We start from the raw sequence: 12,958 nt of genomic DNA, 5'->3' as shown, positions 1-12,958 counted from the left end.
CGAGTAATTCTATGAATAATCAAGCTATTTTTTCATAACAGCTTAACAGATTCCTCATTTATTTTAATTGTTCTAAAATTCATAAAATTTTTAAAAATAAAAGGCTAAATTTTTCTTTAAATATTAAAGAAAAACTTAGCCTCCAGATTTCTGGTCAACTATTTAATATAAATTTAATCTTTTTTCTAAATTTTAATAGTTAACTTTTTTTCTTCCTCAGTTAGCACTTCATTCATACTACCAGTTCTGTATCCTAATATGTCTAAAGTGACGTAAGCAAATCCGATATCTTTAAACTTTTCTCCTATCTTATCCATGGCTTCAACATCAAAGAATTTAATTCTTTCCTCTGGAGAAACTTCAATTCTAGCTATTTCTCCATGATGCCTTACTCTTACTTGCCTTATGCCCATATCAAGCAAAAACTGTTCTGCTTTTTCTACCATTTTAAGCTTTGGAATTGTAATCTTTTTTCCATACGGAAATCTGGAAGATAAGCATGCAAATGATGGCTTGTTCCAAGTTGGAAGTCCTAATTCTTTTGAAAGCTCTCTTATATCGGCCTTAGTAAGATTTGCTTCCTTAAGGGGGCTTATTACTTCCAATTCTCTAGCTGCCTGCATTCCAGGTCTATAGTCGCCATTATCATCTAGATTTGAACCATCAAAAACATATTCAACATCATTTTCTTTAGCTACTGCCTTTATCTTTGTAAAAAGTTCTTTTTTACAATAATAACATCTATTTTTAGGATTACTAGCAAAACCTTCAATGTCCAGCTCTTCTGAAGATATAATCAAGTGTTTTATACCAATATTCTTTGCATATTTAATTGCTTCTTTTAACTCTCTTTCTGGATAAGTTGATGAAGTAGCTGTAACTGCTATAACCTTATCTCCTAATACCTCATGTGCTACTTTAACTAAGAAAGTACTATCCACTCCTCCTGAAAAAGCAATTGCTGCACTTCCTCTTTTTTTTATATTATCCTTTAGTAATTGAAATTCCTCTTGTAATAGCATATATTACAGCCTCCTGTCTTTCTAATACTAATCTTTTTTAATTCTACGATTCCCATAAATATGCTCGGTGTTTATCTAATAAAAAAAGACTATTAAATGAAACTACAATAATTATTATACTTAATGTTCCAAGATTACTAGTCATTTCAATTCAAAGCATTCATATAGTATTTATCAAGATAATATCATCATTTCATTCTATTGTCAATTCAAAACTTTAGGTCTCTATACAATAAATAATTAGGATATTATTTCTTTTAATACATCTAAAACTTTAATATTCTCTTCATATGTACCTATTGAAATCCTTATCCATTCTGGCATTTTAAATTCCACACCACTTCTTATAATTATTCCTCTCTTTAAGAACTCATCTGCAACAAAATCTCCATTAAGTTTTGTATTTATCATTATAAAATTGCCTTGTGTTTTAATATATTCTAAATTTAATTTACCTAATTCATCATAATATAATTGCTTACTTTTTTTATTATTATCCAAAACTTTGTTTTTAAACTCCTGATCATCAAGGCTTGCCAAAGCAGCTACTTGAGCTGCCATATTTACATTAATAGGCTCCTTAACTTTATATAAATAGCTAATAAATTCTGAATCTGCAATACCATATCCTAATCTTAAAGATGCTAAGCCATAAACCTTAGAAAATGTTCTTAAAATAATAATATTTTTATAATCTTCAAGTAATTTAATAGAATCTGGATAACTTGAATCATCTGCAAATTCATAATAAGCTTCATCTAAAACTACAATCACATCTCTTGGAACATCTTTAAGAAAATTTTTCAAAGTTGCTTCATTTATAAATGCTCCTATAGGGTTATTAGGATTGCAAATCCATATTACTCTAGTATTTTGATTTATTCTTGCTATAATTTCATCTAAGTCTATTTTATGTTTTTTAAGTGGAATCCACTCAATCTTTCCACCCATTTGAAGGGTAACTGATTGATACCAGCCAAATGTTATTTCTGGTATAATAGATTCTTCTCCCTTACTTATAAAAGCTTTAGCTATCAAAGATAATAGTTCAAATGATCCATTACCAAAAATAAGCTGTTCCCCTTTAACTTTTAAATCCTTTGATAATCTTTCTCTAAGACGTGTCACATCAAAGTCTGGATAAAATGAAAGTTCTTCAAGAAAATTTTTAACTGCTTCCTTAGCTAAATAAGAACTTCCAAGTCTATTTTCATTACCTGCAAGTTTAATTATTTCAGTTGCTCCGAGTTCTCGGTTTATAGACTCTAGTGACTTTGCTGGTTTATAATTTTCAATTAAATCAAGCTCTTCTCTATATTTTAAATTTGACATGCTTCTATAACTCCTTTTATTATATCTATCTTTCAATATTGCATTTTTAATTTAATACTTTATAACCTTTTAAATATTCTACTAACACCAAACCCGCATTTTAACAACATATTCTAATATGGTAATATTCTTCAGAATAAGTATGGTTAAGAATATTACCATACTTATTCTCATATTTTACAATCCCTTATTAACATTTCACCAATAAGAAATTATCTATATTAACATAATGTCTAAATACTATAAAAGTGCTCCAACACATAAAGCACTTTAATAATACATCATTTACACGCAGATTTTCCCCACAATATTTCTTTATATTTTAAATAGCATACTCTTCTCTTGGCAATGTATCAGTTTCTTTATTCATAACTCTATCTAAAATTCTTCTTTCAAAATATACAAAATCGTTATTCCTCTCTCTTGGGCGGGCTAGTGTGATTTTTGTATCCATCGTTATTTTCCCTTTTTCAACAAGAATAACTCTGTCTGCTAAAGCTACTGCTTCACTTACATCATGAGTTACCAGAATAACTGTAAAGCCTTTTTCTCGCCATAACTTTTCAATTAATTGCTGCATTTCTATTCTTGTTAATGCATCTAATGCACCTAGCGGTTCATCTAATAGCAGTAATTTTGCATTACCAGCAAGAGCTCTGGCTAAAGAGATTCTTTGCTTTTGCCCTCCTGATAATACACTTGGCCATTCATTTGCTCTATCCTCAAGCCCAACGTCCTTTAAAGCTCTTAAAGCCAGCTCTTTGTCTTTATTTTCTGCACCAATTCTAACATTATCAATAATCTTTCTCCAAGGCAATAATCTTGCTTCTTGGAAAATAAATCGTGTGTCTAAATTAACTCCTTCAACCTTGTTTTCGTCTAAGTAAACTCCACCATGGGTAGCCTCTTCTAGTCCTGAAATCAATCTTAGTAAGGTACTTTTACCACATCCACTTCTGCCAACTATTGCAATAAATTCACCAGGTTCTATAGTTAATTCAATATCATCTAATATTGTTGCATCTCCAAATTGTTTTTGAAGTTTATCAACACGAAGATAATATCCATTTTTATTAGACTCCATCTTATCTAATCACCTCTATTATTATTTTTTAAAATTAGGATGCCATCGCAATAATCTATATTCAAGTATTTTAGCAATAACATCTGAGAGCTTACCAAGCAGTGCATAAACTATAATACTTAAAACAATTATATCCATAAGCATAAGTTCTCTTGCATTCATAGCCATATACCCAATACCAGAATCAGCTGCTACAGTTTCTGCGACTATTAATGTTAACCACATGATTCCTAAGGATTGTCTAACTCCAACTAAAATTGATGGTAATGCCCCTGGTAAAATTACCTCCTTAAATAAAGGAAATCCTTTCAATCCATATACTTTTCCCATTTCTATAAGCTGTGGTTCTATAGAACGAATTCCGTGAAATGTATTTAAATAAATTGGAAAAAATACACCTAAGGCTATGAGCAACAATTTAGCTTCTTGTCCAATACCAAACCATAGAATTACCAGTGGTATAAGTGCAAGATGAGGAACATTTCTAATCATTTGAATTGTAGAATCTAAAAGATTTTCAGCATTTCTAGATAATCCATTAATAAATCCTAGAATAAATCCAATTCCTCCACCAACTATAAAACCACTCAACGCTCTTTCAGTACTTATTACAATATTGTCTAATAACTCGCCACTTTTAGCTAATTGCACAAAGCTCTCAAAAACCTTATCTGGTTTAGGGAATATTTTTGAAGAAATAGCCCCATCACCTGTGAATACTATCCACGCCAGTAATATTAAAATAGGTATTATCCAAGGGACTATCTTACCTATCCAATAACTTCTTTCTTTGAATTTCATCCTTAATCATCTCCAATTAATATTTTATTTAGAAAATTTCTTTATTTCATCATCAAAAGCATTACTCCAAAATGAGCTGACATCAAACTTATTTTTTAATAACCCAACTTTAGTAAATGAATCCGCAATATCCTGTTCAGATGAAATTCCTTCTTTAGAAGTTGCTACTATCTTACTAGGTCTTTGCTCTTCTCCTTCTTTCAATGTTGCAAGAGCTTGTTCTACTGGCTGTTTAGTATTATCAGCAGTTATTTTAGCCCATTTATCCTGATGTTGTCTGCTCCACTCATAAAATTTGTTATATCTTTCAAGATAATCTACAATAGCTGCATGTTTACCTGGATCTGCGATTGCATCTGGTGTTGCTTCAATAGGGAAATTTCCTGATAAAATATCTTTAGCACTGGCAAGAGTTGTAGCTCCTTTTTGCTTAGCTGAAATAATTGCATTACCATAACTTGCTAAAGCATCAACTTTGCCGCCTATAAGTGCCGTCAATCCATCTGAAGTTGATAATTTTACTGGTATAATATCACTCCATGATAAACCCGCTTTCTCTAACATCTTTAACAAGAAATAATGAGCCGTTGTACTATCAACATAAGCAACTTGCTTTCCTTTCAAATCAGTAACATTTTTTATTGGTGAATCTTTTGGTACTACTAATTCCTGCTGAAGAGTTGTTGCTTGTGATAAAGCAATTATTTTAAAATTACCTCCATTTTGTGCTTGTGAAGCAAAAATTGGTGGAATTTCACTTGTAAGTGCTAAATCTAAGTGACTTGCTGCCATAGCTTCTAACTGTAAATTACCTCCTTGAAAATTAACATATTCCACTTTATATGGTGTATTATCTAGACCTGCTTCTTTAAATCCGATTTCCTTACTCTTCCATCCAGTTTCTCCAATTACAAGTTTAACCTTGCTTAGATCTACTTTGGTTGAAGCATCTGCAGTTTTTGTGGAAGTACTATTACTTCCACACCCTACTAATAAAACTAATGATATTCCCATTACAGATATAATTTTTAATATTTTCATTTTTTTAGCCCCCTGAATTAATTATTTTTCATATATGTTTAATATGTTCTAAGATAAAACTTTTCTATGCATTAAGACTATGTTTACCAAATTTATTAGCCTTTTTTATTGCAGCTTCTATTAATTCACTGCTAACTTTAAAGCTTAATTTTTCTAAAACTTCAGTAGGTAATTCAACACCACTTGCAATTTTAGAAATATTATTATCTACATCTTCCTTTATTCCTAGTTGTTCTAAAGTAACAGGAAGATTCAATGCATTTAAGAAGGAAATAAGCTTGTCTATTTCCTGTTGTGGCTTGCCTTCTAATATAAACTGGACAATCAATCCAAAAATAACTTTTTCACCATGAAGACTTCTATGAGTATCTGGAATTGCTGTTAAGCTGTTATGTATAGCATGTGCTAATGCTGCTCTATACTTACCAGTGCTTATACTACCTACAAGACCAGCTAATACTATAATTGAGTTTACAACCTCAGTTACGGCTTCAGTTACTTTTTTACTTTCAGAATCTTCTGCTGCTCTAACTGCACTTCTTTCTAATATTTCTAATGCGAGTTTTGATGTATTTAATCCTATTCTTAAAGAAAAATCATCATAATCTTTTTCTTCATATGGCTCAAATTCATACCATTTTACAATAGTATCCGCTACTCCAGAATTTAAATATCTTACTGGTGATTCTGCAATAATTTTTGTATCAGCTAATATAAGCTTCGGTGAGTTTTCCAATATTCTATAACCAGTTTCCTTCCCAGTATCATCATAAAGCACTGTTAATGCTGACCATGCAGCACAAGTTGCCCCTATAGTAGGTACCGTAACAACTGGTAAATTAGTATTCTCACCAACTGATTTAATTGTGTCTAGTACACGCCCACCACCTACTCCAATAATAATGTCAGCTTTAACCTCAATCACTAATGAAGTAATTTCTTCAATTGCATTTAAAGTGGGATATCCTTTAAATATTTTAATTACATAACTTATATCTGAATTCTTAAGACTATTTAAAAATTCCTTTCCCACAACTTCTAGTGCCGTTTTCCCACCTACAATTAATGCATGTTTTCCTAATTTAGCAATGGATTCTCCTGCCGATTTTAATATATCAGGTTCGTTTATATATTTATTTGGTGTTTTTATTGTAATCATCCTACATACTCCTCTCTATATAATAAAATTAATCGATGGATATTATCACAATACATTATTTACTTCTATAATTATGCAATTAAATATCATGCTTCTAAGTTCGATTCTGAAGCTTTTCTATGTCTTCCCACCGTCAATCAAACTCCTCCGCTCTTGTACTAACAATATAAGTTGGAATACTAATACTACTAAGCAAAAAGAGAACATACTTCTATTCTGCTAGAAGCATGGCCTCTGGTTTTCCAGTCAGATACACTTAAATTTTATTCAATAATCTAAAATCATTCCTATGGAATTATAAGCCAAATTTTACTTAAATAAAATATAGTTTTTATTAAGCTAAACTATTTCATTTTTTATATAAATAACATTAGCATCGGCTTCTAATAGTTCTACTGCTTTTTCTATACCTTCATTAATTCTTTCATACATTTGATAAACGTGTATTCCTTCTTTTAATAATTTATTTACAGGTTCAGCTCCTATTTTGAAAGCCAATACTGCATCACAATCATTTATAGTATTTAGTATTTTTTTGATATTCTCTTCCTGTTCACCACATTCTTGTACTCCATTGCAATATTTCTCCACAGATCTTTTTTCTGCAAATTGAATTGCACCATTTGCATAGTCATAAATATAAAATTCAGATGCATGTCCAAAATGTTGATCTATATTAATACCAGACTTGCTAGATATTGCAAATTTATATACTTTTCCTGTATTTTCAGTTTTGCCCTTTATTTCGATTGTACTAGCACCATTTTTACTATTACATCCATTACTTCCACAACCATTAGTTCTAAAATCTGCTGAACGATCCTCAGAAAGCATTCCTATAGCATCAGCTCTGCACTGTCTGCAATGATACATCTGTTTTAAATCAATTTCACATTTTTTTCTCATTTCATTTAATTCATCATTTCTTACGCTAGATAAATTTTCAAACACGCTGCCTTCAACTGGTATCATTCTCATTATATTAGTAACAAAAGCTCCATACTCTTTGACCTTTTTAACTATTTCTGGAATATGATGATCATTAATACCTTTTATCATTACAATATTAACTTTGCACATTATTCCTTTAGATGTTAAATATTTAAGTCCAGATAATTGATTATTTAAAAGTATAGCTCCGGCTTCTTCTCCCGTATAACTATTTCCTAAGTAGTTAATCCATTTATAAATTTTACCACCTATTTTAGGGTCAACTGCATTTATAGTTATTGTCACATGAGAAACGCCTAGCTCTACTAACTCATTTGCATAAAATGGCAACATGAGCCCGTTAGTAGATAAACAAAAAGTTGTTTCAGGGTATTCATTTCTAATTAGTTCAAAAGATTTCTTAACTTCATCAAAATTAGCTAAAGGATCCCCTGGTCCAGCTATTCCAAGAACTGTTAAATTATCCACTTTACTTTTTACTACTTTGAATTTTTCAAGTGCTTCCTTTGGCGTTAGAACTTCACTTGTTACACCTGGTCTGCTTTCATTCACACAATCATATTTTCTACTACAAAAATTACAACTGACATTACATTTTGGCGCTACTGGTATATGCATTCTTGCGTACTGATGTGCTCCTTGATTATAACAAGGATGAGTTGCTGTCTTTTCTTCAATTTTTATTAAACGTTCTTCCATGAAACCCTCTCCTTATTTTCATATACTAAATTTATAGAAAAATCAAATATAAAATTTACCACAATTTTATATTTGATCCAAATATTTTTCTATGCATATCTATCTTTATTCTCAACTAAAGTTAAATTTTATAATTAATTAAACCTAGTAAGAACAACAGAATATATATCCTCTAAAAGTTTAAGCCCTCCTGAATATCCTACATAGGAACTATTTATAACTAATCTTTCATTTATTGGCCATGATATAGCTAAGTAATGACCTTCTGTATCCTTAGCCACTTTCTTTTCCCATGAACTTCCAAGTATTAAAGGATAACCATGATAATCTGTGTTTTTTATTTCTTCATGAATCTTATGTCCATCAGCAGAAAATTCAACGTCTGCTTCTATATCATAATTTAATTCTTTGAAATAGCCTTCTATGGTTTTTCTATATTTTTCTGGTGCATCATCAATTATATATTGTTTAGCTGGAAATAAGCCTAAATCATTTACTAAGAATTTTGTTAATGCAAGTGAATATTGTGAATCTGAAACTACAACAAAACGCTTTGACATTACCCGTGTTTCAAGAAATACATCTGCAAATCTTTCTATATAGTAGTAATATTCTTTTTCCTGCTTCTCAATAATTTTATCTACCTTCTCTTTATCAATTCCAGCAAAATCTCCAACTGCTCTTAAAAACTTACTAGTTTCTGCTGCACCTACTGGCAATACTGGGTAATGAAGATATGGCGTCTTAAATTTTTTCTCAAGCTTCTTAACATTATTTAACCCGAGCCATGGTGAGACTAAAAGATTAAATTCAGCTTGTGGTACCTTTTTTAAGTTATTAATACCTCTATCATGACCAAATATAGTATTTGGTATTAATCCTAATTGTTCTACAAGCTTTTCTAGCTCTCTCAAATTTCCAAGCCAAAATGGATCATGAAGTGGGATTCCAGCCCAAATATTAACAAGACCTTTTATCTTTTCATTACTTGGCTCTAAGTATTGATCAATAATAGCATCAATTACCCATTCATGTCCCAAATAGTTATTTCCCTTAAATCCTGGTGTAGATGAAAATATTACTGGTTTACCATCTTCTCTAAAAGAACGTGCAATTTCCTCTGCATCATCCCCAATAACCTCTGACGTACAGCTTGTTAATACTACATATAAATCAGCTTCTATAACTTTTAGTGAGTTTTCAACTATTTCTTTTAGTTTCTTTTCTCCACCAAAAACCACTTCTTTTTCACTTATATTAGTACAAGGAAAAATGTTATGAGAAAAATGGCCTGAATTTCCTGCGCCTCCTCCAAGCTTAGCACCACATCCTGGACCTGCATGCAAAATAGGTATAGCACCTTCTATTGATTGTACAGTCTGCATAGCTGCTAGTGCACATTTATATCTTGGTTGATCTAATATTTTAGCCATTTTATTTTGCCCCCTCTATTAAGAATGTTGAATTATCTTGCTCATACCACCATTCCTTATAAGGAAGTTTAACTCTAGATGCCAAATTCTTTTCAAAACTTCTGTTTTTAATTGTATCTAATACAGTATAAGCAAAATCAAGAGTACCTTTATATCCAAAAATCATATATTCATCATTTACACATAGTGCTGCTGCACCTTGCTTAATTGCCCATACTGTAGTACCTGGATGACGCGAAAAATATATATCTGGTTTATAATGGTTTATTATATTTAAAATTTCAAAGTTTTGCTGATCTGCTACACTTACTTTAAAATTATCTTTAGAGTTTTCAGCTAAATATTTAAGTGGTGCTGGTAACTCTTCATTATCATGCAACTTATCATGATGCCAAGAAGCCGCCCAAACAACTTCCATTCCTAGTTCTTGTAGCACACGAGATACTTCATAGGTATATCCTGGTCCCATTCCAAGTACAGCTCTAAGTCCCTTAAGTTCCTTTTTAACTTCTTCTATTTTAGGAATATAAATTGCCCTTTCTCTTTCAATGTAAGCTTCTACTTCTTTTTCTTTACCAATCACGCTTCCAATGCCTCTAAGCCAAGTTTCATATCCTGCAATACCCAATGGATTTATGGTTTTTACATATGGAACTCCATATTCCTGCTCTAATCCATTCCCTAAATATGAACCTAACACTCCACATATACTTACTGTTGCAAGTGATTCAGAAAGATGTTCTAACTCTTCAACTGTTGAGTTTTGATAAAAGAATAATGGTTCAACTCCAAAATTACTAAATATCTCAATTATTTGTTTTCTTTCACTTTCATAAAAATTCTTGAAGTTAATTTTATTGTTTTTCTTTTTAGGTGGTTTCACTATGCTACTAAGAACTGCATGATCTGATGCATCAAAACCTGTTGCCCATATTCTTGATCTAAACCCTTCGCAATGAACTGCTGCCACTGGAATATCCTCCGGCAATTCTTTTTTTACTTCTTCAACTACGCTATCAACGTCTTCACCAATTATCCCAGATACGCATGATGTACCTATGAAAATAGCTCTTGGCTTATATCTGTTATATGTCTCTAATATTATTTCTTTAAGACTTCCAGTAGCTCCAAATACAGTATCATTTTCATCCATATCAGTTCCTAAAAATACTGTATTATTTGAAACTCCTCTTTTAGTTGCTAACTGATTGTTATTTACATTAACTCCTGATGCAACTGCTGTACATCCTGATGGTGCATGATTTATTATTGCTACATCTCTTATTCCTGATAATTGCCCTAAGGCACACATTGCATTACATGAACTTGATTGGCTGAAACATCTCTCTTTATTTTTTAGTGTTCCACATTGAGATTGATTAACTATATCGTGTAAGTCCCCATTATATCCTGTAATAGAACCTAAACGACTTTCCCTTGTTGAAACTGCTGATATTTTTAAATCTATTGCCACTTCTTTGATTCCTCCCTAAATTAATATTTTGAAATAATTAAAAGTAAATTTCTCAATTTCTTGACTAATATAAAACGCTTTAATTTTATTTCTTAAAACGTTAATTAACTTATCCATTTTAACAATTACTTTTTACTCGAGCTTAAACAGCTATATGTAATTTATAGACTTATAAGTTGTTCTTTAGGTTCTTGGGTATAATCAGCTAATTTTATAGCTTTTCCCTTAACAACATAAATAGCAGATTTTTCAAATTCTCCATTTGATATTTTTTCTTTTATTACAGGATAACGAACACTTATTGCTTCAATAGCTTTATCTAATTCACCTTTTTCAGTTACTTCTGATGCATCACCAATTATTGAAACACTTTTAAAGATTTCATAAGGTTGTCCTTCCTTTTCAAAATAAAAAGTTACCGTTGGATTTGAATTTATATGCTTTACTTTTTGAGCTTCTTTTCCTGTTACAAAATATATGTTTGCACCTTCGTTTGAAAATGCTCCAATAGTTCTAACAAAAGGTACTTTATTTTCATCCACTGTTATTAATAATCCTAATTTTGATTCTTCTACATATTTTATTGATTTTTCAATTGTTTCACTCATGTTTATCCTTCTTTCATATTAAATTTCAATTTATAATTTTCGATTCTAACCTACACTTATCAATGTTATTTTTTATTGAAACTAATTATTATCATATAAATCTTCAAGGAAGGTTAAACATCCTTTATATCCTGCATAACCTTTATTAAGAATAAGTGCTTCTGTCGATGGATTTGAAACTACAATAGTAACAATGTCAAGTTCACTTCCTATTTCCCTCTCAAAACTGCTTCCTAAAATCAAAGTTGCTTCATCTTGTGCTTTTGTTATAATTTCACTTATTTTCCACTTATCATTTTCAAAAATTATTTTTGGTTTTCTTGCATATTCTAAATTTTTCAACTCATTTTCTATTTCTTCTCTATTTTCCTTTGGCACATCATCTGTAATTATTGAAATTAAAGGAATTTGTCCATAGTCATTAACCAAAAATCTATTTAACCCTAATACCGTATTTGAATCACCCACAATTATAAATCTATATGTTTTTATCATTGCATTAATATACTCATAGTAACTGTATACATAGTCTTCTTCCTCTTTAATTACACTTAACACAAGTTCTTCCTCTATCTGAATATATTTTGCCAACCTTCTTATAAAATCTGATGTAGCTGTAGGACCAATAGGAAGCCCTTCATATCTAAAAGTATCTATATCAAATTCATTTTTATAAATCTCTGATAATTCTTTCAAAAGCCATGGAGAAAATACTATATTTAATGCAGCTTTTGAAGATGCTTTTATATTTTCTATACCTTGATTTTCAGTAAAAAATGTATTTACTTTTAATCCAAGTTTTTTTAGTATTCTTGTAATTTCTTCAAGATTACCTTTCCAGGTTATATCCTGAGTTGGTACTATTCCAAAAATATTTACCGTTTTTGCTTCCTTTTCAGAACTCTTTTTTACAAATTGCTTCACAAGTTCAGTTAAAGAAACTTCATATCCAAAATAAGAATCACCTTTAAAACCAGAGGTCTCAATATAAGCTATTGGAATGTCTTTCTTTTTGAATTCTTCTACTAAATTTTCTACATCATCGCCTATAATCCCTGAAGTACAACCTGTAAGAACTGCATATAAATCTCCCTCCATTACCTCAAGGGTTCCTTCTATTGTTTCTCTTAATCTATTAATACCACCAAAAACAACTTCTTTCTCAAACATGTTAGAGCTTGGGCATCCGGTTCCCCCGCCAACATATCCTGATTTTACACCTATTGAAGCTTGAAGCCCGCATCCTGGTCCTGCATGAAGAATCGGTATTGTTTTACCTAATGCTGAAAAAACACCTATTGCTCCATTTAGTGCACATAAAGATCTTGGATTCTCTACATAGTTTTTCATTAGC

General features: G+C 30.8%; 11 protein-coding genes. All 11 read right to left on the bottom strand.

The window, feature by feature from the left end:
* Positions 1-185: 185 nt before the first annotated feature.
* Entirely contained in the window at positions 186-1,022 is an 837-nt protein-coding gene (gene larE / locus GXK56_RS25490) for an ATP-dependent sacrificial sulfur transferase LarE (protein WP_160692767.1), read from the bottom strand.
* A gap of 240 nt (positions 1,023-1,262) precedes the next feature.
* Positions 1,263-2,354: a histidinol-phosphate transaminase gene (hisC, locus tag GXK56_RS25485; RefSeq protein ID WP_160692765.1), complete on the bottom strand. Its 1,092-nt coding sequence runs from the start codon at positions 2,352-2,354 to the stop codon at positions 1,263-1,265.
* 322 nt (positions 2,355-2,676) lie between these two features.
* On the bottom strand, positions 2,677-3,438 hold the full coding sequence (locus GXK56_RS25480; protein ID WP_160692763.1) for an ATP-binding cassette domain-containing protein: 762 nt from the start codon (positions 3,436-3,438) through the stop codon (positions 2,677-2,679).
* A 21-nt stretch (positions 3,439-3,459) separates the two neighbouring features.
* Complete coding sequence (locus tag GXK56_RS25475; protein ID WP_160692761.1) at positions 3,460-4,239, bottom strand: ABC transporter permease subunit; 780 nt, start codon at positions 4,237-4,239, stop codon at positions 3,460-3,462.
* Positions 4,240-4,263: 24 nt separating this feature from the next.
* Complete coding sequence (locus GXK56_RS25470) at positions 4,264-5,280, bottom strand: ABC transporter substrate-binding protein (protein WP_160692759.1); 1,017 nt, start codon at positions 5,278-5,280, stop codon at positions 4,264-4,266.
* A 64-nt stretch (positions 5,281-5,344) separates the two neighbouring features.
* Positions 5,345-6,439, bottom strand: coding sequence for an iron-containing alcohol dehydrogenase family protein (locus tag GXK56_RS25465; RefSeq protein ID WP_160692757.1), 1,095 nt, complete (start codon positions 6,437-6,439; stop codon positions 5,345-5,347).
* A gap of 339 nt (positions 6,440-6,778) precedes the next feature.
* On the bottom strand, positions 6,779-8,089 hold the full coding sequence (gene nifB / locus GXK56_RS25460) for a nitrogenase cofactor biosynthesis protein NifB (protein ID WP_160692755.1): 1,311 nt from the start codon (positions 8,087-8,089) through the stop codon (positions 6,779-6,781).
* A 134-nt stretch (positions 8,090-8,223) separates the two neighbouring features.
* On the bottom strand, positions 8,224-9,522 hold the full coding sequence (locus GXK56_RS25455; protein ID WP_160692753.1) for a nitrogenase component 1: 1,299 nt from the start codon (positions 9,520-9,522) through the stop codon (positions 8,224-8,226).
* 1 nt (position 9,523) lies between these two features.
* Entirely contained in the window at positions 9,524-10,996 is a 1,473-nt protein-coding gene (locus GXK56_RS25450) for a nitrogenase component 1 (protein WP_160692751.1), read from the bottom strand.
* 161 nt (positions 10,997-11,157) lie between these two features.
* The gene (locus tag GXK56_RS25445) at positions 11,158-11,604 is read right to left on the bottom strand and encodes a pyridoxamine 5'-phosphate oxidase family protein (RefSeq protein WP_160692749.1); all 447 of its coding nucleotides are present in this window, start codon (positions 11,602-11,604) and stop codon (positions 11,158-11,160) included.
* An 81-nt stretch (positions 11,605-11,685) separates the two neighbouring features.
* The gene (locus GXK56_RS25440; RefSeq protein ID WP_160692747.1) at positions 11,686-12,954 is read right to left on the bottom strand and encodes a nitrogenase component 1; all 1,269 of its coding nucleotides are present in this window, start codon (positions 12,952-12,954) and stop codon (positions 11,686-11,688) included.
* Between the last annotated feature and the right edge of the window lie 4 nt (positions 12,955-12,958).

Source organism: Clostridium sp. C2-6-12 (assembly GCF_009928485.1).
Classification (GTDB): Bacteria; Bacillota; Clostridia; order Clostridiales; family Clostridiaceae; genus Clostridium.
This window is presented reverse-complemented; position numbering and strand designations above follow the sequence as displayed.

Bases quoted from the DNA above. Each gene is read 5' to 3' on its own strand.
- larE (WP_160692767.1), bottom strand. From the start codon at position 1,022: ATGCTATTACAAGAGGAATTTCAATTACTAAAGGATAATATAAAAAAA.
- hisC (WP_160692765.1), bottom strand. From the start codon at position 2,354: ATGTCAAATTTAAAATATAGAGAAGAGCTTGATTTAATTGAAAATTAT.
- GXK56_RS25480 (WP_160692763.1), bottom strand. From the start codon at position 3,438: ATGGAGTCTAATAAAAATGGATATTATCTTCGTGTTGATAAACTTCAA.
- GXK56_RS25475 (WP_160692761.1), bottom strand. From the start codon at position 4,239: ATGAAATTCAAAGAAAGAAGTTATTGGATAGGTAAGATAGTCCCTTGG.
- GXK56_RS25470 (WP_160692759.1), bottom strand. From the start codon at position 5,280: ATGAAAATATTAAAAATTATATCTGTAATGGGAATATCATTAGTTTTA.
- GXK56_RS25465 (WP_160692757.1), bottom strand. From the start codon at position 6,439: ATGATTACAATAAAAACACCAAATAAATATATAAACGAACCTGATATA.
- nifB (WP_160692755.1), bottom strand. From the start codon at position 8,089: ATGGAAGAACGTTTAATAAAAATTGAAGAAAAGACAGCAACTCATCCT.
- GXK56_RS25455 (WP_160692753.1), bottom strand. From the start codon at position 9,522: ATGGCTAAAATATTAGATCAACCAAGATATAAATGTGCACTAGCAGCT.
- GXK56_RS25445 (WP_160692749.1), bottom strand. From the start codon at position 11,604: ATGAGTGAAACAATTGAAAAATCAATAAAATATGTAGAAGAATCAAAA.
- GXK56_RS25440 (WP_160692747.1), bottom strand. From the start codon at position 12,954: ATGAAAAACTATGTAGAGAATCCAAGATCTTTATGTGCACTAAATGGA.